The organism is uncultured Paenibacillus sp., assembly GCF_963515335.1.
In the GTDB taxonomy this organism is placed as follows: Bacteria; Bacillota; Bacilli; order Paenibacillales; family Paenibacillaceae; genus Paenibacillus_I.
In genome coordinates, this window is sequence record NZ_CAUPYC010000007.1 from 1 (window position 1) to 18,092 (window position 18,092).

Here is an 18,092-nt window from a genome sequence, read left to right on the forward strand (position 1 = left end):
CGGCGCTTCATTTGGGCTTCTTTGTACTGCGCAAGATCGATCGCCGTCTTGTGCTTGATTTGCTTGATGAAATAAGAAAAATCCGCGTCTTCCATTCCGTATTTTCCCTCCGAATGCTCTACGATGGGACAGCCCGTACAGGCGGTTAAATCCAGCGCTGCGTCGATTGCTCGTACTCCACAAGCTCCTCGGGCTTGAAAAAGAGGCCGATTTCACGCGCCGCGTTCCCGGGAGAATCCGAGCCGTGAATCAGGTTGAAATTGGCATGCACCGCATAATCCGAGCGGATCGTGCCCGGCGCCGCTTCCAGCGCATTCGTCTTGCCGATCAGCGCGCGCGTCAGCGCGATCACGTTATCGCCCTGCCATACCATCGCAAACACCGGGCTCGACGTAATGAACTCGATAAGCGGCGGATAGAAAGGCTTGCCCTTGTGCTCCTCATAATGGCGCTCCGCCAGCGCGGCGTCGACCTTCATGAACTTGGCCGCCACGAGCTGCAGCCCCTTCCGCTCGAGACGGGCCACGATCTCGCCGATCAGTCCGCGCTGTACCCCGTCCGGCTTAATCATCAGAAACGTTCTCTCCAACCTTATCCCTCCGCTCGATCTCCGCATCAATAATTGCGTTCCCCGACGAACGCCGCAATATCCTTCAAGCTTTTCTTCGCCGGAATGTCCGGCAATCCTTCCAGCGCCGCGATCGCTTTGTCGATGTACCGCCCCGCCATCCGCTCCGCCTCGCCGATCCCGCGGCTGCCGCGGATCAGCTCGATGGCGGGACCGCAATCCGTCTGTCCGTCCGCTTCGCGGATCTGCGCGATCTTGTCCAGAAGCGGGCCGCGGATAGCCGGCTCGCGCAGCGCGAGCAGAACCGGAAGCGTGATATTGCCCTGGCGGATATCCGAGCCCGGCGGTTTTCCGATCTGTTTCGCCGTGCCGAGCAGATCGAGCAGGTCGTCGCGGATCTGGAACGCCATCCCGACGTTGTAGCCGAACCGGTACAGCCGGTTCGACGTCCCGTCGTCGGTGCCGGCCGCCATTGCGCCGAGGCGGCAGCTGATCGCGATCAGCAAGGCCGTTTTGCGCCTGATCCGAAGCAGGTAGTTGCGCACCGTCTGTTCCGTGTTGAAGAAATCGCGGATCTGCTCCATCTCGCCGATGCACATTTCCACCATCGCTTTGGAGAGCACCTGGTGCAGCGCCGGATTGTTAAGCTCCGTTACGATCGTCAGCGCTTTGGCATAGATGTAATCGCCGGTGTACATCGCGATCCGGTTATCCCACTTCGACTTGACGGTCAACTGACCGCGCCGCGTGTCCGCGTCGTCGATCACATCGTCGTGCACGAGCGTCGCCATATGGATCAGCTCAAGCGGCACCGCCACCTTCTGCAGCACATTCAGGTCGTAATGGCCGAATTTGCCCGCAAGCAGGACGATGACCGGGCGGATCCGTTTGCCTCCCGCTTTCAGCAGATGAAGCGAGGCTTCGCTAAGCAGCGCATGATCGGTCGTCACGCTGAGCTCGAGCTCTTTCTCAATCTTATTCAAATCGCCTTTCATTCTGGCGTAAATATCAAGAAGTTTCATTCGTTCACCTGCGCCACAGATTGGTCTGGCCAAAATTGCAGGCCGCCTGCCCGTCCAAGCAGTCCGAGACGGGCGGCGTAGCGGAAATACAGCATCAAGCCTTCCCGCTCGTCCGGCCCGAAGCCGTAGCGCAGGCCATTAAAATACGCCTCCCAATACCCGCTCTGCCCGCCCAAGCGCCGGACGGCTTTGGAGGCCAGGCGGCCGATGTCCCGAAGCCCCCGCCGTTTGCTTTCCAGCAGCGCCTTGTAAATATCCGATACGGTCTTCGGCGCGCGCAGCGCCGTTTCCTTGCGCACCGCGATAACGGCGAACGTCATCGTCAGTCCGGTCCAGTCCTTCCATAAACGGCCGACGTCCAGCACCTCGCAGCCGTGGTCGGTGCGCCACGAGCCCTGTATCGCGTGGTCGCCGATCAGAAGCGCGGCGTCGGCTTCCTCCAGCATGGCGTCCAGATCGGGCTCCATCGTTATGTATCGCGGCTCGGCGCCGAAGCGGCCCTGCAGAATGATTTTCAGCAGATTGACCGAGGTCGCGGAGGTGGATGTAACCGCCACGGTACCTTTCAGCACGTCGTCCAGCGGGTTTTTGAGAAACAGCAGGATGGAGCGGACTTCGCCGTCCGCGCTGACCGACAAATCCGGCAGAAGAACGAACTGCTCCGCCCGCCTCCCGTAAGCGAACGACGAGACAGAGGCGATGTCGACGTTTCCTTCGGTAAGCGCTCCGTTCAGTACGGACGGCATGCCGACGACGATGTCCACGCCGGTCAGGTCCCGCTCGGCCCGCACCTCGTCAAAGTGCTCGAAAATCGGCCAAACATTGGCATAATCAATGCGTCCGACCGTGATCGGGCGATTACTGCCCATTCCCGTCATCTCCCCATCTTCTGTACAAGTCATGATTGAGCGGCATCGCATCCAACACTTTACCGACCATAAAGTCGATCATCTCCCGCATCGATTGCGGACGGTAGTAAAAAGCCGGCATCGCGGGAATGATCCGCACGCCCAGGCGGGCGAGCTTCAGCATATTTTCCAGATGAATGGCGTGGAGCGGCGTTTCCCTCGGGACGAGCAGCAGCTTCCGCCCTTCCTTCAGCATCACGTCCGCCGCGCGCGTCATCAAATTGTCCGACGAGCCGTGCGCAATCGCCGACAGCGTGCCCATCGAGCACGGCATCACGATCATGCCTTCGACGCGGAACGAGCCGCTCGCTATGGTCGCGCCGATGTCGGCGACCGGGTGGTAAAGGAGCCGCCCCTGCTCCAGCGCGGGCCCGAAGCATTCGGCCAGCGCCGCCTGACGCCTTGACGACTCCCAGCCCGCCTCTTCCTTCAGCACCCGCCACCCGGCCTCCGTGACGATCAGATGGACCTGCACGCCGGCCTCCAGCAGCGCTTCGCATAGCCGGACGCCGTACACCGAGCCGCTTGCGCCCGTAATGCCGACGACCCAGCGCCGGCTCCCGCCGCCGGCAGATCGGTTCTCGGTTACCATCGGTGAAGCACCACCAGGTCGAACAGGGTGAAGACGAACAGCAGCACGCTGAGCGTGCCGTTCATCGTAAAGAAAGCCGTATTCAACCGGCTCAGGTCGTTAGGCTTGACGAGCAGATGCTGATAGATCAAAATCGCGATGGCGGCAACCGTGCCGACGAGGTATCCCCAGCTAAGGTCGGTCATCCAGAACAGCGCCACGAAGCCCGCGGCCGGCACGGCATGGAACGCGCGCGCAATCCAGAGCGCGTTGCGCAGACCGAAGCGGGCCGGAATGGAATGAAGCTTCTCATGCCGGTCGAATTCGTAATCCTGGCAAGCGTACACGACGTCGAAGCCGGCCGTCCAGAACGCGACGGAAACATACAGCAAGTAGGCCGGCCAACCGGCGGTGCCGGTGACGGCCACCCAGCCCCCGAGCGGCGCCAGGGCGATCGTAAGGCCGAGAACGACGTGGCAAAGCCAGGTAAAGCGTTTGGTATAAGAATAGATGACGAGCATGAATACGGCGACCGGAAGCAGCTTTACCGCGATCGGTTCCAGACGGAACGAGGCCGCTGCCAGCAGCAGGAAGGAAATCGCGATGAACAGAATCACTTCTGTGGAGCCGAGCAGACCGGCGGGCAACGCCCGCTTCTCGGTGCGCGGATTGCGCGCGTCGATCGCTTTATCGATCAGTCTGTTGAGCCCCATGGCCGCGCTTCTGGCACCGACCATCGCCACGATCACCCAGAACATTTCGCTCCATCCCGGAAGCCGAGCCTGCTCGACAACGGCGCCGAGAATGGCCCCGACGAACGCGAACGGAAGCGCGAACAGCGTATGCTCGAACTTGATCATTTCAAGAAAAATCCGAATTTTGCGGATCATGCGCCGTTGCTCCCTTTCGTACCGATGTGGAGCGCGGCGATGCCGCCCGTCAGCCCGTAATCCTCCACGTCCTGCAGCCCGGTCTCGCGGAAGATGCTCGCCAGCTCCTTGCGGCCGGGGAACGCGACAAGCGATTCCGGCAGCCATTTATACTGCTCGTACCGCCCGGCGACAAGCTTGCCGAGGACGGGCAGAAATCGGTTAAAATAAAAGGAATAGACCGCTTTGAGCGGCTGCCGGGTCGGCTTCGAAAGCTCAAGGCAGACGACCTTGCCGCCGGGCTTGACGACCCTCCGCATCTCCCGCAGCACCTGCCGGATATCCGGCACGTTGCGCAGTCCGAATCCGATCGTCGCGTAATCGAACGTATCTTCTTCGTAAGGCAGCGCCATCGCGTTGCCCTGCACGAGGTCGATCCGGCCGCCAAGCCCCAGCTTGTCCACCTTGGCCCGGCCGTGGTCCAGCATGTTCCGGCTGAAATCCAGCCCGACAACCTTGCCCGTTCCGCTCGCCTGCGCGATCGCGACGGTCCAGTCGCCGGTGCCGCAGCACAGATCGATCGCCGTATCCCCGGAACCGACGTTCATTTTCCGCATTGTAAATTTGCGCCATGCCTTGTGCCTGCGGAAGCTGAGCACGTCGTTCATCATATCATATTTCGGCGCAATGCTTTCAAAAACGGAATGAACGAACCGCTCTTTCGATTTTGCGTCCAACCCCGTCACCCCATCTCGTTGTATATCGCTTGCTGCGCGGCGAAAGGCCGGAGAAAACGCTCGCCGATTCCCGCCAGCTCGGATGCCAGCTTGTCGGATTCGAGCCCTGCGGCGATCGACTGGACATGCTGAACCGACTGGCGCAGCTTGTCGTGCAGTTGGCTCCGTATATCGTATTTGGCGACGAGCGAGCTGACGACTCCTTCCTCTCGCGCCCGCTCCGCCAGCCATTTCCTGTCGGCATCCGTTCCTTCCTGCATCACATGCCAATACCCCCAGCTGCGCTCGAACCGTCCGGGAGACTCCATCCGGTCCAGCTCATGCGCGACGACCTCGCAGCGGCTTAAACCTCTCAACAGCTCCGGCCACAGCCGGGAAGCCCGTCCTTCCAGAAGAGCGCCGAACAGCTCGAACAGGCCGGTCTTCATATCCGTGCACATGCCGATGTACTCGTCGGCCGTTACCTTAAGCTGCTTCATCCGCATATACAAATTCAGCTTGACCCGGTTCACTTCGCATATTGCGCCGCTGATTTTGCGGATCATGTCGATTTGGCCCGCCTGGGACAGCAAATGGTAAAAGCGGCTGCTGAAATAATCGCCGGCCAGCACCTTCAATTGGCGCTCGCGCATGCCGGCCTCCGGCCGTTTCTCCCGATCGTCGTCGATCGTGTCGTGCGTATCGAGCCCAAGCTGGACCAGCGACACGACAAGCGCGTACAGCTCGCTCAGCTGGGCGGAATGGCGTCCGTTTGCAAGAAACGCGAACAGCAGACGAGCCCTGGAGTCCGGAAACTCGGGCAGGTCCGTATGCGTTTGGATCATGTCGTATTCGACGTATTTTTTCGCCATCTCAGGTATGCGGTACGATTTCATCGATCCAGCCTCCGGGCATTGCAGTACGAATCTTGCTGCAACTCTATAATCCAAATTATTATATCACAACTGTGCAAGTGAAGCATACCCGGCAGGGCTTTTCAAACGGGAGCGATTTTGTCAGTCGCCGTACCCGGCGCCCGGCGGCCCGAACCGTTCCGTCCAATCGGCCGTGTGGGACAGGCGAAGCCGCTGGCGCCAGGCGATGTCGCCGAGCAAATCGGCCGCCTCGAGCGTGCCCGCGCCGGCCGACAGCCATCCGTCGTTACGGCGGACGTCCGCCGCCAGAAGCAGCCCGTAGTCCTCCTGTCCGTCCGTCCGCACACTGTCCCCCCTCGCTTCCACAAACCGCACAAGCAGCCGGTCCACGTTGCCGGTCCGGTAAAACGACAGCTTGACAAGCTTCTTCAAATCTTCAAGCAGCGCATCCGGCTCCGCGGTTTCCGGCCTGACGACGAAGTCGATCGACAGAGCCGCCCCTTTTATGAACGTCCGCTTGATCGGCTCCGAAAACGATTGCGCGATGAGCGCGTCCACCAGGTTCTCGTCGCTCAGCTTGGTCAACCGGTCCGGCCGAAAAACGGCCACCTCATCCGCACGGTTCGGCAAAGCGCCGCCGTGGGGCAGAAGCAGGGCGGCGAACCCCGCAATGACCGCGACGGCCCCGGCCGCCGCAAAAGCTTTGATCGTTCTCATATCGTCACCCCGTCCGCGTTAACAGTTTCGGCCTCCGCATGCAGGTCTCATACCGTATTGTACATACAAAAAAAGCAGGCTATGCCTGCTTTCCCGCAAAACGTATAGGGACGGCGGCGCGGGCCTAGTTATCCGTCTCCAGCATGCCGTATTTCGTCATGACGACCGCCTTGCCGCGAATCTTGATGGCCGAGGTGTGATTGGTGAATTGCGCGATCAGGATTTCGCCCTTGTCCAGCTTCTCCGTATGGTGGAACTTCGTATCCTGTCCCCGGGTAAGGCCGATCACCTGCACGCCCTGGTCTTTGGCCTTGACCACAATGTATTCGCCTTGAGTCGGATTCTGCTCCATGGTAACTCCCCTTCAAGAAACGATTTCCCCCGAAAATATAAAAACTGCCTCCTACATGCCGGCCAGGAAAGCAGCTCGCTCTCTTAAAATAAATGGTCGGGTGTACCGGATTTGAACTGGCGACCTCTACCACCCCAAGGTAGCGCTCTACCAAGCTGAGCTAACACCCGACAAATGCAAAATTGATTCTATCCAATTTCCGGGTCCTTGTCAATAGCGTTCCGGCGCCTTCCCGCGGCAAATAAAAACGCCCGAATGGAAGCCACCCGGACGTCTGCGCGCAATGCGATTCTGTTAGTTGCCGACAAGATCCTTCAGCGATTTGCCCGGCTTGAAGGCCGGCGTCTTGCTTGCCGCGATCTCGATCTCCTGGCCCGTTTGCGGGTTGCGGCCTTTGCGGGCGGAACGCTCGCGGACTTCAAAGTTCCCGAAACCTACGAGTTGAACCTTCTCGCCGCCTTGCAGCGCTTCGGAAATCGCGTCGAATACGGCGTCGACCGCTTTCGTCGCATCCTTCTTCGACAATTCCGTCAAATCGGATACTTTGGCAATCAATTCCGTTTTGTTCATAGCTTTCACCTCCCCTGGTGGCGATCAGTCTCATTCGTTATCATTCTGTTTAACCGAAACCTGCAAAAATATACCTAAAGCCGAACAATTTTTATAGTAATACAGCCGTTTCGGAATTTCAAGTAGAATCGAAGGCGCGTCCGCGAAAAAACGCAACAAGGAAAGGCGCGCAGGCGCGCGCCTTTCCGGATACGTCGTTCCTATAAGATGATCGCGATCAGCCCGCCGGAACCTTCGTTGATGATGCGGCCGAGCGTCTCCTGCAGCTTGTAGCGGGCATTGTCGGGCATCATCGCAATCTTGCCCTGAATGCCTTCGCGCACGATCGAATGGAGCGAACGGCCGAAAATATCGGACTCCCATATCTTGATAGGGTCGTTCTCAAAATCCTGCATCAGGTACCGGACGAGCTCCTCGCTTTGCTTCTCCGTGCCGATGATCGGCGCGAATTCGGATTCGACATCGACGCGGATCATATGGATCGACGGCGCCGTCGCTTTCAGCCTGACGCCGAAGCGGGAGCCTTGCCGGATGAGCTCCGGCTCGTCGAGGGCCATCTCGGACAGCGTCGGCGCCGCGATGCCGTAGCCGGCCGTTTTGACCATCTCGAGCGCCTCCGCGAAACGGTCGTACTCGCGCTTGGCGTGCGAGAACTCCTGCATCAGCTGCAGCAAATGGTCCTTGCCGCGAATCTCGGTGCCCACAACCTCCATGAGAATCCGATCGTATAGCTCATCCGGCGCGAACAGATCGATTTCCGCCACGCCCTGGCCCATATTCATGCCGCTCAGGCCGGCCCGTGCGATGAAATCGTATCCCATGAACTGCTCGACGACCCGGTCGACGTCCCGCAGCCGGCGAATATCCTGCACCGTGTCGCGCACCGAGTTCTCGTAGCTTCTGCGCAGCCAATGCTGCTCGTTGAGCACCATGACCCAGCTCGGCAGGTTGACGTTCACTTCATGCACGGGGAATTCGTACAGCACCTCGCGAAGGACGGACATGACCTCGTCCTCCCCCATCGTCGCCACGCTCATGGTCATAACCGGTATATCGTATTTGGCCTGAAGCTCGCTGCGCAGCTGAAGCGCCTCTTCGCTGCGCGGACGCGTCGAGTTGACGATCAGCACGAACGGCTTGCCGACTTCCTTCAGCTCGCCGATCACCCGTTCCTCGGCCACCACGTAAGAGCTCCGCGGAATTTCCGCAATCGAGCCGTCCGTCGTGACGACGACGCCGAGCGTCGAGTGCTCCTGAATCACTTTGCGGGTTCCGATCTCCGCCGCTTCCTGGAACGGAATCGGCTCCTCGAACCAGGGAGTGGAGATCATGCGCGGGCCGTTCTCGTCTTCATAGCCTTTGGCGCCCTCCACGGCGTAGCCGACGCAGTCGACAAGACGCACATTCACGTCAAGCCCTTCGGAGACGCGCACTTGCACAGCCTGGTTCGGCACGAATTTCGGTTCGGTCGTCATGATCGTTTTGCCGGCGGCGCTTTGCGGCAGCTCGTCGACGGCTCGTACGCGGTCGGATTCGCTCGTGATGTTGGGCAGGACGACCGTCTCCATGAACCGCTTGATAAAGGTCGATTTGCCCGTGCGGACCGCTCCGACGACGCCGAGGTAAATATCCCCGCCGGTCCGTTCGGCGATGTCCTTGAAAATGTCCACTTTTTCCACTGAATATCCCCTCCAAACATATTTCCGCGAACTGAACGTCCGCACGAGGACCGGCCGACGCCTTGCCGGACTTCTACCAGTTGCAATCTAGTACAACCGTCTGGACTAGTAACATCATATGGCCGTCCCGTCCGATTTATGACCGGGCGCCGCACGAATCTTTCACGGCCCGCGGCTGCCCGCGCCCTCCATGAATGGATATATGACGGGAGCCGCCGCGCTAGAACATCTCTCCTTCGAAAAACAAAAACGCGCATCGCCCGAAAGCGAAACGCGGTTGGACAGCGTGCGGTTGCTATGGCAGGGGAACGGGAAGCCGCGCTTCCGGATCGCCGTTCACCAAGTAGTAGGCGGGCGACTTGACGGGCACGAAATCGGATTTCGCAACGAGCAGCCCGCGCAGGTCGTAGTCCGGTCCGGGCGGCGTTCCGCCTTGCTGCTCGACCGCTTTGCGGACGTCGATGCCGTAATCGGCGAAAACGGTTCCGCCCTCGTGCACGATGACGTTCATCGGCTGCCTGCTGTAAACGCTGCGTATGTCGAGCTTGACGCCTTTGAGCTTGTCGTAGTCAAGATAGCGGAAAGACGGATACGCTTGTTCGCCGACAGGAAGCCGGCCGCCGTTCGCCTTCTTATAAGCGTCGACGCGACGCTGCAAATCGTTGATTTGCTGATAGACGACCACGCTCATCAGCTTGACGGTCGGATCGCTCTCCTCGTTCTGGATCAGAAAGTAATAGCTGCCGCCTTTCTCGAACGCGGCCGCCGGAATTTCGCCGATATAATTCATTCGCCGCAGCTTGGGCAAGTCGACGATGAACTTCTCGTATCTGGGCGTCGTTTCCTCGGCGTTCTTGATGGGCAGCAGGCCGTTATCCGCCTGAAACTGGTCGATCGCCTGCTGCAAATTCCGAATCGCCTCCTTCGGAGGCAGCTGATTTTGCGCCAGGCGGTCCTGCGGGTACAGGCAGCCCGGCAATGCCGCCGCCAGCGCCAGCGCAAGCAAAACTTTCACCGTTCCGTTCCGATGCCCCATGCGTTCTCCCCTCCAACGTTACCAAAGATCGTCTTCCTCCGCCTGCTTCGCCAGCAAACGCCGCACGGTCGATTTGAGCGGATTCTCGGGCACTTCGACCGACGCGCTGCCGGTCACCTTCGCCTGGCAGGCGAGCCGCACGCCCTGCTCCGCCAATCCGGCGAGCTTACGTCGTTCCTGCTCGCCGCTCGCCGACAATCCGCCTTCGGACAGCTGCGTGACCTTGCACATCAGGCAGCCCATTTTACCGCCGCAGCGGGTTTTGATCGGGACGCCGGCGCGCCGCGCCGCTTCCAGCACGCTGGTGCCGTGCGGCACCGATACGGTTCTGCCTTCGGGCATAAATGTAATGACGCGCTTCACCGGCCGTCCCCCTTTCGCGACCGCAAACGGGCGTGAACGTCCGCCGCCGCCTCGGCCGTCAGGCGGTTCGCGGCTTCAAGCCTGCGCAGCGCCGGCTCGTGCCGTTCGGGATTTGCCGCCATAGCGTTCGCCACGAGATCGAACCGGTCCGCGCGGCCGCGCAGCCGGTTGAACCAAAGCTCATGCGCAAGCGGAACGAGCGGCACACGGAGAGGCGAGCCTTCCGGCCCGGCCAGTTCCAGCCACTCCGCATCCTTCAGCAAGCCGTCCGACACCTTGACCTCATAGCGGCCCTCGCCCGCCGAAACGACAAAGCCGCCTACCAATTCGACCGCGACGCCCGCGATCTCATAGCGGCTTAACAGGGACTCATAGATGCCCGCAACGCTTCGCGCGGGCTTGTCCGCCGAATACGGCGAGAGCCGCTCATGAATAAGCGCGCAATCCCCCACATCGGCATACACGTCCAAATCGCGCGGCGGGCTCGGCAGCTCGAGGCCGCGCAGCATCAGGCCGGCACTGCCCCCCACGACCCAATCCGCTCCCGAATCCGCCAGCCGGCCGGCCATCACGCCGAGCGCCCGTTCAATTGCATGGCTCTGCGCCATCGCATCCACTTCCGTTCTTCCTAGAAATAAAACCGGTTAACCGCGCGGATTCTGCCCGCTCCCGCTTTGACGACCGCCTGGCAGCCCAGCCGGTAGCCTTGTTCCAGTTCCTCGGGCTCTAGCCTGTCCCATTCGGCGTCCGTCACATCCTCAAGAAATGCCGCGCCCTCTTCGACGAGCGTGCGGCAGCGGGCACAGGTTCCCCGGGTGCACGAGAACCCCCAGTCGACGCCCGCCTTCATCGCCAAATCCAATATCGTAAAGCCCGATTCCGCCTCTACCTCCGCCGATTTCGTCCGGCCCTTCAGCAGCAGCATGCCGTTCCACCCCGCTATAGATTGTTGTTGCCCGGCTTACACGATCGAGATCAATCCGAAAATAAAACCGACGATCAGCAAACAGAAAGCCGCCAGCGACAGCACAAACCGAAGAAAGCCCTTCGTCTTGGCTCTCGCAACCGTGATCAGCACGGCCGAAACGGCCATTAACCCGATGCCGACGAGCGACACCCACATTTTTGTCATTGCATCCATTCCGAACACCAGCCCCGACACAAACTATGATCATACTCCAAATAAAGACCGCCCTGCAACTATGTATCAAATTATATCACGGCCGCGGCGTTCGCGACAAAAGCCGGCCGGGCGCTGCGCGTCGGCATACGGCCCGGCCGGCTCCGAGCCTCCGGCGTTCGTCACTTCTTAAGCATCATCTTCACGAGCGACTCCAGGTTGGCAAGGTTCATTCCGCTCTTTTTGACCGCACCGACGATATCGCCCACCGTTTCTTCCGACACCGGCACGTTGGCCATCTTGGAAACCTGCTTAATCAGCTTGCGCAGCTCGGCTTCGCTCTGCATCGTATCCGAAGTCACGCCGCTCGCCAGCTTTTTGACCGCATTCTCGCTGATCGACTTTCCGGTTTTTTTGTTCACGGCGTTCAGAACGTCTTTGGAGATGTTTTTTTCCACTTCTTCTCCCTCCCCCAAGGTGTTGCTAGCATCTTATGAGAGGAGAAGCCGAATGGTGAATGCGCGGCCCCCGGTCAGGAATTCCAGGCCTTGGACACCTCTTCGCTTTCATGGGTGCGGCCCCTGCCCATCAAAGCCTCGACGGCGGCCTTGGGCTCCTTATGCTCGAACAGCACGGCATGCAATTGCTCGGTAATCGGCATTTGCACGTTGTAGGCTTTGGCGAGCTCGTGCGCGACGCGCGTCGTCCGAACCCCTTCCACAACCATTCCCATCCGCTGCAGCACCTCTTCGAGCGGGAGTCCCTCTGCCAGCATCGAGCCCGCCCGCCAATTGCGGCTGTGGCGGCTCGTGCAGGTGACGATCAGATCGCCGACGCCCGCCAGTCCGGCGAACGTCAGCACATTGGCGCCCATCGCGGAGCCGAGCCGGCCGATCTCTGCGAGCCCCCGTGTCAGCAGCGCCGCCTTCGCATTGTCGCCGAAGCCAAGCCCGTCCGACAGACCGGCGCCGAGCGCGATAATATTTTTGATCGCACCCGCCACCTCAACCCCGATAACGTCGGGATTGGTATACACACGGAAGTACGCGTTAATAAAAAAATCCTGCGCCGCCTCGGCGGCCTCCTGGGAAGCGGACGCCACCACGACGGTGGTCGGGCATTTGCGGACGACCTCCTCCGCGTGGCTCGGACCGGACAGGACGACGACCGTCTCCTCATGGCCCTTGAGCTCTTCGGCCAGCACGGTGCTCATCCGCTTCATCGAATCCGTCTCGAAGCCCTTGGCGGCATGCACGCAAAGCGCGGCCGGCTTCAAATGCGGCGCGGCGGCGCGCGCAACTTCCCGCATCGCGGACGAAGGGGCGGCGAACAGCACCAAATCCGCCTCCCGAACCGCTTCCCGGATGCCGGTCGTCGCCGTCAAGCCTGCCGGCAGCGTAATATCCGGCAGAAACCGCGCATTCGTCCGGCGCTCGTTGATCTGCGCGGCCTGCGCCGCGTTGCGCGTCCATATGCGCACATCGTGGCCGTTCTCGGCCAACACGGCGGCAAGCGCCGTTCCCCAGCTTCCGGCAACCAGCACCGCGGCCCGTTTATTTATCATGAGGCACCCCTTTCTAGTAAAGATTTTCTATCCTTGCGGGATCCCCGAAAAGTAATAGGAATACGCTGCAAAGCTTCGCTTCACTTTTTGGGGATTATTTTACCTGCAAGCTTGTTTTCTTTTCCCTGCGCCAGCTTGACGATGTTCGTCCGATGGCGCACGAAGGCATACAAACAGACGAGCAGGCTCGTCCAGAGCAGTTCTTCCGGCAGGCCCAGCAAAGCGACGAATACCGGCATCAGCGCGGCGAACACGAGAGAGCCGAGCGATACGTACCTCGTCAGGGCGATGACGGCGATCGCTGCGATCCCGGCGTACAGCGCCGGCCAGAAAGCCAATGTCGCCATGACGCCGATCGTCGTGGCGATGCCTTTGCCGCCCTTGAAGCGGAACCAGATGGGCCAATTGTGGCCGGTTACCGCCGCCATGCCGGACAGGACGGTTACCCACACATTGCCGTCTCCCAGCCGATTGCCGAGCCATACGGCTGCGACTCCCTTGGCCACGTCCAGCAGAAATACGCCGGCCGCCGGCCCTTTGCCGAGCACGCGCAGCGTATTGGTGGCGCCGGCATTGCCGCTCCCATGCTGCCGGATATCGATGCCTTTCACCCATTTCGCGATCAGGATGCTGAAAGACACCGAACCGAGCAAATAACTGCAGACGACCGCGATGATTTGTTCCAACAAGATGCCTCTCCCCTAATCCGCCTCAGACTTTCTGCGTGTTACGATCCGCACCGGCGTGCCCTCGAAATCGAAAGCCGCCCGGATTTTGTTCTCCAAATACCGCTGGTACGAGAAATGCATCAGCTCCGGATCGTTCACGAATATGACCATGGTCGGCGGCTTCACGGCCACCTGGGTGACGTAGTTGATCCGCAACCGCTTTCCTTTATCGGTCGGCGGCGGGTTGATCGCCACGGCGTCCGCCACCACATCGTTCAGCAAATGCGTCTGAATGCGCAGCGCGTGCTGCTCCGACACATGGTCGACGACCGGAAGCAGCTTCTGAAGCCGGGACTTCGTCTTTGCGGACAGAAATACGATCGGCGCATAGGACATGAACAGAAAATGATCCCGGATATGCTGCTCGAAGTGCTGCATCGTTTTCTCGTCTTTCTCGACGGCGTCCCACTTGTTGACCACGATAATGGAAGCCTTGCCCGCTTCGTGCGCGTAGCCCGCGATATGCTTGTCCTGCTCGATGATGCCTTCCTCGCCGTTAATGAGGATGAGCGCGACGTCCGCGCGCTCGATCGCCTTGAGCGAGCGCATCACGCTGTATTTCTCCGTCGTTTCGTACACCTTGCCCCGCTTGCGCATTCCGGCCGTATCGATCAGCACGTATTTCTGGCCGTCCTTCTCGAACGGCGTGTCGATCGCGTCCCGCGTCGTGCCGGCCACGTCGCTGACGATGACCCGGTGTTCGCCGAGTATCGCGTTCACAAGCGACGATTTGCCAACGTTCGGACGTCCGATCAGCGCCACGCGAATGACGTCGTCGTCATATTCGATGTCCTCGAGCTCGGGAAGCTTTTCAACAACCGCATCCAGCAGGTCGCCGATCCCCGTTCCATGCGCGCCCGAAATGGCGATCGGCTCGCCGAATCCGAGGCTGTAAAACTCATAAATGTCGTCCGTCCGCCGCTGGTTGTCCACCTTGTTCACCGCGACGACAACCGGCTTGCGGGAACGGAACAGCATGTGCGCGACTTCGTCGTCGGCATGCGTCAGGCCCGCCGTCGCATCCACCATAAAAATAATGACGTCGGCTTCCTCGACCGCCAGCTCCGCCTGCATCCGGACCGATTTCATAATCTCGTCCTCGCCGTCGATCTCGATTCCGCCCGTATCGACGATGCTGAACGATTTGCCGCTCCATTCGCCCGGAGCGTATAGGCGGTCGCGCGTGACGCCCGGTTTGTCTTCCACAATGGCCAGCCGGTCGCCGATCACACGGTTAAAAATCGTGGACTTCCCCACATTCGGCCGCCCTACAATCGCGACTACGGGTCTTGCCATCCCTTCCAACTCCTTCTGAAATTCTCACGATTACCATCATAGCAAAAAAAAACGGCCTTGGCTAACATTTCATTTTGCGCCGTGATCGACCAGAATGAAAGTTCCGTTCTTCAAATCATGGACGCTCGCGTCCAATATTTTTTCCAGCAAAAAAGCGGTATTTTCGGCATTCGCGGAGCTGTCTTCGACAAAAATGGGGGCCCCGCCGCCGACACTTTCCCGGTTTGTCGTCACGACTGCGGCTATTTTACCCATTCGCGCCCTCCTCCTTGCGGTTGACCTTCGCTTCGGTCGGCATCCGGACAGCCGATTCGAGAATCGGCACACGCCCGGCGATTTCGCGCGCTTTCCCGGGATCCTTGTCCTGAGGCAGAAGAAAAACGCCCAGTCGCCCGTCCCGCATGTCCAGCTTGGCAAGCGGCACAAGCGCCGGTTCTCCGTCGTCCCGATAAACGCCGAGCAAGGTGGACAGATCGAATAAAATCGCCTGCCGCTGGCCGAGATTGCCGAGCGTCGCTTTGCCGTTCGGGTTGAACGGGGACAAAATCAGGCCGAGTCCGCGCTCCGCGATCGTCTGCCGGTTGGCTGTCAAACCGACGTTCATCATATAAATGTCGCCGACGTACAAGTCCGGTCCTTCCTGACGAATCGGAGCGTTCTCCACCTTGGCGATATGGGACACCGATTTGCCGGATTTCAGCAGCCTGACCGCCAGCAGCCCGAGCAAGCCGGCCGCGGCTCCCCAATACCACGCCAGCAGAACCGAACCCAGGCTGGCCAGAAAGGCGGTCATAATAACCAGGTAATTGCGCCCTTCGAACACCATGGCGATGCCCTCTATGTAAGTGGCGCCCCGGGGAACAAGCTCCAGCTCGTCGATTTTGGCCAGCGTTTCCCGCTCCATTTTACGCACGTCGCGGAACTGCTGGGCCGCAAGGGTAAGAAACGTAATGGCGGTATAGTCCTTGTTGAATAACGCCGGAACGGCGATCGCGCCGAGCGCTGCGGCGATTACGCCGAGCGAGATATGGATGATCCGGCCATGCGGATAGGTCGGATACTGGCGGTAGTCGGTTCTAAGCATCAGCAGCCGGGCCGCGGTGCCGAATACGACGCCGATCAGAATGCCGACCGTAAGCTTGTGCGCGGCAAGGTATGCGGTCAACGTTCGCGTTCCCCCTTCAACCGGCTTGTTTCGAGCCGGCCGGCGAAAGGCCGCCTGCAAAGCGGAACCGAGCGGAGGAGCGCGGCGGATAACCACGACACGAAGCGTACCGTCAACCAGGTTAACGCCAGCGAATCCGCCCATGCCCAAACCGCCGCTTCTCCGGTGACGGGCCATGCTCCGGCCAGGGAGGAAACCGCCGCAACCACGAATTGTTCGCGGACGCCGGCGGTCATGAGGGCGCATAACGCCCCGACCAAAAGCGGCGCGTCAAGCTGCGCATCCCAGAGCACAAACACCGGATCGACCGCATACAGCTCACGCGCCCACAGCCATACGGCGCAACCGAGCATCGCCGAGAACAATACATACACGCGCCTGGATGCCGGCTTGACGGCCGACCAAGCGGCCGCGCCCCAAGCAGCCGTCCACAGCAACGGATAGATGGCGGCCGCCCCTCCCGCTCCGGAAACGGCAGTCAGGACGGTCAAACCCGTCAAAAAGACAAACGCCGAGACGGGCGAAAAATCGCCGGCAAGCTGCCGCCCCCACCCCGTAAGCAGAAGAATCGCCGCGCATATCCCAACCAAACAAGCTATATAACCGGCATTCACGCGCCACCCCTCCTCTTTGCCCTATTATGCGCCGGCATGGCAAAGAGTAATCCTCACCCGCTCCGCGCACGGAATCATGGGCGGGGGAAGCGCGAAAACAGATGAGGCCGGGGGCCCACAGTGGGACCCCCGGCCTCAAGATCGCTGCGCGATCACTTGAATTTGCTCAATTTGTCGCCGAACTTCTCGCCGAGCGTGAAGCTCATGCTTTCCTTGTTCAGGCTTACGTTCGGATTGTTGATGTCCTCGCGGGGCGCTCGGGAACGCTCGCCGCGCTCCGGTCTCGGCGCCTGCTCCGGCGCTTCCTCCGTTTCTTTGATGCTGAGGCTGATGCGCTTCTCGCTCGGAATGAAGTCCAACACCTTCGCCTTCACTTCCTGGCCTTCCTTCAGCACCTCATGCGGCGTTGCGATATGCCGGTGGGCGATTTGCGAAATATGCACAAGACCCTCTACGCCCGGCGCCACCTCAACGAAAGCGCCGAAGCTGACCAGACGTCGAACCGTACCGGTCACGATGTCGCCCGTCTTGAACTTGTCGGACGCCAGCTCCCAAGGTCCCGGCTGCGCCGCTTTCATGCTCAAGCTGATCTTGCCCGCGGCCGGATCAACCTTCAGCACCTTCACCCGCACCTTCTGGCCCTCGGATACGACATCCTTCGGATGCGCCACATGCTCCCAAGCCAGCTCGGAAACGTGAACCAGGCCGTCGATGCCGCCGATGTCGACAAATGCGCCGAACGGCGTAAGGCGCTGCACGACGCCTTCGATTTCCTGGCCGACTTGCAGAGAGGACATGATGCGCTGCTTGTTGGCCTCGAATTCTTCCTCCAGCACTTCTTTGGCGGACAGGATCACCTTGTTGTTCTCGCGGTCCAATTCCTTCACCTTCACGCGAATCGTGCGGCCTTTGTAATGGCTGAAGTCCTCCACGAAATGGCGTTCCACCATCGATGCGGGAATGAATCCGCGCACGCCCACATCGGCCACCAGGCCGCCCTTGACGACATCCGCAACCGTAACCTCGAGGATTTCGCCTTTGTCGAAAGATTCCTGCAGGCTTTCCCACGCATTCTCTCCGTCGATCAAACGCTTGGACAGAACGAGCTTTTCTTTGTCGTCATCGATGCTGACGACCTTCAACTCAACCTCTTGGCCGATTTGAACGGCGTCCGCCGCGTTGTCGAGATGAACGGCGGAAAGCTCCCGAAGCGGAATGACGCCGTCATATTTATATCCAAGGCTTACGGTTGCCTGGTTATCCTCGATCTTTACGATCGTCCCTTTGACCGTATCGCCTTTCTTGATCGACACCAGATTGTCCATCGTTTGTTCGGAGACACTTTCGGCCGCCGCGGAT

At 60.1% G+C, this 18,092-nt stretch carries 24 protein-coding genes, 1 tRNA gene and 1 pseudogene; all 26 read right to left on the reverse strand.

What is annotated here, in order from left to right; all coding sequences use genetic code 11:
- Window positions 1–95 (reverse strand): annotated as a pseudogene (locus RWM61_RS04065) (chemotaxis protein CheR); the annotation flags it as partial.
- A gap of 50 nt (window positions 96–145) precedes the next feature.
- Complete coding sequence (ndk, locus tag RWM61_RS04070) at window positions 146–589, reverse strand: nucleoside-diphosphate kinase (RefSeq protein ID WP_313997680.1); 444 nt, start codon at window positions 587–589, stop codon at window positions 146–148.
- A 26-nt stretch (window positions 590–615) separates the two neighbouring features.
- Complete coding sequence (locus RWM61_RS04075; protein WP_313997683.1) at window positions 616–1,590, reverse strand: polyprenyl synthetase family protein; 975 nt, start codon at window positions 1,588–1,590, stop codon at window positions 616–618.
- Entirely contained in the window at window positions 1,587–2,459 is an 873-nt protein-coding gene (locus RWM61_RS04080; RefSeq protein WP_313997685.1) for a menaquinone biosynthesis protein, read from the reverse strand. The genes RWM61_RS04075 and RWM61_RS04080 overlap by 4 nt, the downstream gene beginning before the upstream one ends.
- A complete protein-coding gene (locus RWM61_RS04085; protein ID WP_313997687.1) occupies window positions 2,449–3,090 on the reverse strand; it encodes a UbiX family flavin prenyltransferase in 642 nt (213 codons plus the stop codon). Before RWM61_RS04085 ends, RWM61_RS04080 begins: the two co-directional genes overlap by 11 nt.
- Window positions 3,084–3,959, reverse strand: coding sequence for a UbiA-like polyprenyltransferase (locus RWM61_RS04090; protein ID WP_313997688.1), 876 nt, complete (start codon window positions 3,957–3,959; stop codon window positions 3,084–3,086). Before RWM61_RS04090 ends, RWM61_RS04085 begins: the two co-directional genes overlap by 7 nt.
- Window positions 3,956–4,675, reverse strand: a complete 720-nt coding sequence (locus tag RWM61_RS04095; RefSeq protein WP_313997690.1) for a demethylmenaquinone methyltransferase — start codon at window positions 4,673–4,675, stop codon at window positions 3,956–3,958. Before RWM61_RS04095 ends, RWM61_RS04090 begins: the two co-directional genes overlap by 4 nt.
- A gap of 5 nt (window positions 4,676–4,680) precedes the next feature.
- On the reverse strand, window positions 4,681–5,550 hold the full coding sequence (locus RWM61_RS04100) for a heptaprenyl diphosphate synthase component 1 (protein ID WP_313997692.1): 870 nt from the start codon (window positions 5,548–5,550) through the stop codon (window positions 4,681–4,683).
- 120 nt (window positions 5,551–5,670) lie between these two features.
- On the reverse strand, window positions 5,671–6,246 hold the full coding sequence (locus RWM61_RS04105) for a hypothetical protein (RefSeq protein ID WP_313997694.1): 576 nt from the start codon (window positions 6,244–6,246) through the stop codon (window positions 5,671–5,673).
- A gap of 124 nt (window positions 6,247–6,370) precedes the next feature.
- Complete coding sequence (gene mtrB, locus RWM61_RS04110; protein ID WP_313997696.1) at window positions 6,371–6,598, reverse strand: trp RNA-binding attenuation protein MtrB; 228 nt, start codon at window positions 6,596–6,598, stop codon at window positions 6,371–6,373.
- A 93-nt stretch (window positions 6,599–6,691) separates the two neighbouring features.
- Window positions 6,692–6,768 (reverse strand) — tRNA-Pro (locus RWM61_RS04115).
- A 124-nt stretch (window positions 6,769–6,892) separates the two neighbouring features.
- On the reverse strand, window positions 6,893–7,168 hold the full coding sequence (locus tag RWM61_RS04120) for an HU family DNA-binding protein (RefSeq protein ID WP_313997698.1): 276 nt from the start codon (window positions 7,166–7,168) through the stop codon (window positions 6,893–6,895).
- A 200-nt stretch (window positions 7,169–7,368) separates the two neighbouring features.
- Window positions 7,369–8,847, reverse strand: coding sequence for a stage IV sporulation protein A (gene spoIVA / locus RWM61_RS04125; RefSeq protein ID WP_313997700.1), 1,479 nt, complete (start codon window positions 8,845–8,847; stop codon window positions 7,369–7,371).
- A 295-nt stretch (window positions 8,848–9,142) separates the two neighbouring features.
- Window positions 9,143–9,883 (reverse strand): hypothetical protein, encoded by a 741-nt coding sequence (locus RWM61_RS04130; RefSeq protein WP_313997702.1) that lies wholly within the window; start codon window positions 9,881–9,883, stop codon window positions 9,143–9,145.
- 18 nt (window positions 9,884–9,901) lie between these two features.
- Entirely contained in the window at window positions 9,902–10,246 is a 345-nt protein-coding gene (locus RWM61_RS04135; protein ID WP_313997704.1) for a 2Fe-2S iron-sulfur cluster-binding protein, read from the reverse strand.
- Window positions 10,243–10,863 (reverse strand): hypothetical protein, encoded by a 621-nt coding sequence (locus tag RWM61_RS04140; RefSeq protein WP_313997706.1) that lies wholly within the window; start codon window positions 10,861–10,863, stop codon window positions 10,243–10,245. The genes RWM61_RS04135 and RWM61_RS04140 overlap by 4 nt, the downstream gene beginning before the upstream one ends.
- 11 nt (window positions 10,864–10,874) lie before the next feature.
- On the reverse strand, window positions 10,875–11,171 hold the full coding sequence (locus tag RWM61_RS04145; protein ID WP_313997709.1) for a 2Fe-2S iron-sulfur cluster-binding protein: 297 nt from the start codon (window positions 11,169–11,171) through the stop codon (window positions 10,875–10,877).
- A gap of 36 nt (window positions 11,172–11,207) precedes the next feature.
- A complete protein-coding gene (locus tag RWM61_RS04150) occupies window positions 11,208–11,387 on the reverse strand; it encodes a DUF2768 family protein (protein WP_313997713.1) in 180 nt (59 codons plus the stop codon).
- 161 nt (window positions 11,388–11,548) lie between these two features.
- A complete protein-coding gene (locus RWM61_RS04155; protein ID WP_313997715.1) occupies window positions 11,549–11,824 on the reverse strand; it encodes a stage VI sporulation protein F in 276 nt (91 codons plus the stop codon).
- 74 nt (window positions 11,825–11,898) lie between these two features.
- Window positions 11,899–12,930 carry an NAD(P)H-dependent glycerol-3-phosphate dehydrogenase gene (locus RWM61_RS04160; protein WP_313997717.1) on the reverse strand — a complete coding sequence of 344 codons (1,032 nt, stop codon included), beginning with the start codon at window positions 12,928–12,930 and terminating at the stop codon, window positions 11,899–11,901.
- A gap of 80 nt (window positions 12,931–13,010) precedes the next feature.
- Complete coding sequence (gene plsY / locus RWM61_RS04165) at window positions 13,011–13,619, reverse strand: glycerol-3-phosphate 1-O-acyltransferase PlsY (protein ID WP_313997719.1); 609 nt, start codon at window positions 13,617–13,619, stop codon at window positions 13,011–13,013.
- A 12-nt stretch (window positions 13,620–13,631) separates the two neighbouring features.
- A complete protein-coding gene (gene der / locus RWM61_RS04170; RefSeq protein ID WP_313997721.1) occupies window positions 13,632–14,954 on the reverse strand; it encodes a ribosome biogenesis GTPase Der in 1,323 nt (440 codons plus the stop codon).
- A gap of 69 nt (window positions 14,955–15,023) precedes the next feature.
- Window positions 15,024–15,209: a capping complex subunit for YIEGIA gene (locus RWM61_RS04175; protein WP_313997724.1), complete on the reverse strand. Its 186-nt coding sequence runs from the start codon at window positions 15,207–15,209 to the stop codon at window positions 15,024–15,026.
- Window positions 15,202–16,119 carry a YIEGIA family protein gene (locus RWM61_RS04180; RefSeq protein WP_313997726.1) on the reverse strand — a complete coding sequence of 306 codons (918 nt, stop codon included), beginning with the start codon at window positions 16,117–16,119 and terminating at the stop codon, window positions 15,202–15,204. The genes RWM61_RS04175 and RWM61_RS04180 overlap by 8 nt, the downstream gene beginning before the upstream one ends.
- Entirely contained in the window at window positions 16,116–16,733 is a 618-nt protein-coding gene (locus RWM61_RS04185) for a hypothetical protein (protein ID WP_313997728.1), read from the reverse strand. Before RWM61_RS04185 ends, RWM61_RS04180 begins: the two co-directional genes overlap by 4 nt.
- 152 nt (window positions 16,734–16,885) lie before the next feature.
- Window positions 16,886–18,058, reverse strand: a complete 1,173-nt coding sequence (rpsA, locus tag RWM61_RS04190) for a 30S ribosomal protein S1 (RefSeq protein WP_313997950.1) — start codon at window positions 18,056–18,058, stop codon at window positions 16,886–16,888.
- Between the last annotated feature and the right edge of the window lie 34 nt (window positions 18,059–18,092).

Bases quoted from the DNA above. Each gene is read 5' to 3' on its own strand.
- RWM61_RS04075 (WP_313997683.1), bottom strand. From the start codon at position 1,590: ATGAAACTTCTTGATATTTACGCCAGAATGAAAGGCGATTTGAATAAG.
- RWM61_RS04080 (WP_313997685.1), bottom strand. From the start codon at position 2,459: ATGGGCAGTAATCGCCCGATCACGGTCGGACGCATTGATTATGCCAAT.
- RWM61_RS04085 (WP_313997687.1), bottom strand. From the start codon at position 3,090: ATGGTAACCGAGAACCGATCTGCCGGCGGCGGGAGCCGGCGCTGGGTC.
- RWM61_RS04090 (WP_313997688.1), bottom strand. From the start codon at position 3,959: ATGATCCGCAAAATTCGGATTTTTCTTGAAATGATCAAGTTCGAGCAT.
- RWM61_RS04100 (WP_313997692.1), bottom strand. From the start codon at position 5,550: ATGAAATCGTACCGCATACCTGAGATGGCGAAAAAATACGTCGAATAC.
- RWM61_RS04105 (WP_313997694.1), bottom strand. From the start codon at position 6,246: ATGAGAACGATCAAAGCTTTTGCGGCGGCCGGGGCCGTCGCGGTCATT.
- mtrB (WP_313997696.1), bottom strand. From the start codon at position 6,598: ATGGAGCAGAATCCGACTCAAGGCGAATACATTGTGGTCAAGGCCAAA.
- RWM61_RS04120 (WP_313997698.1), bottom strand. From the start codon at position 7,168: ATGAACAAAACGGAATTGATTGCCAAAGTATCCGATTTGACGGAATTG.
- RWM61_RS04130 (WP_313997702.1), bottom strand. From the start codon at position 9,883: ATGGGGCATCGGAACGGAACGGTGAAAGTTTTGCTTGCGCTGGCGCTG.
- RWM61_RS04145 (WP_313997709.1), bottom strand. From the start codon at position 11,171: ATGCTGCTGCTGAAGGGCCGGACGAAATCGGCGGAGGTAGAGGCGGAA.
- RWM61_RS04150 (WP_313997713.1), bottom strand. From the start codon at position 11,387: ATGGATGCAATGACAAAAATGTGGGTGTCGCTCGTCGGCATCGGGTTA.
- RWM61_RS04160 (WP_313997717.1), bottom strand. From the start codon at position 12,930: ATGATAAATAAACGGGCCGCGGTGCTGGTTGCCGGAAGCTGGGGAACG.
- der (WP_313997721.1), bottom strand. From the start codon at position 14,954: ATGGCAAGACCCGTAGTCGCGATTGTAGGGCGGCCGAATGTGGGGAAG.
- RWM61_RS04175 (WP_313997724.1), bottom strand. From the start codon at position 15,209: ATGGGTAAAATAGCCGCAGTCGTGACGACAAACCGGGAAAGTGTCGGC.
- rpsA (WP_313997950.1), bottom strand. From the start codon at position 18,058: ATGGACAATCTGGTGTCGATCAAGAAAGGCGATACGGTCAAAGGGACG.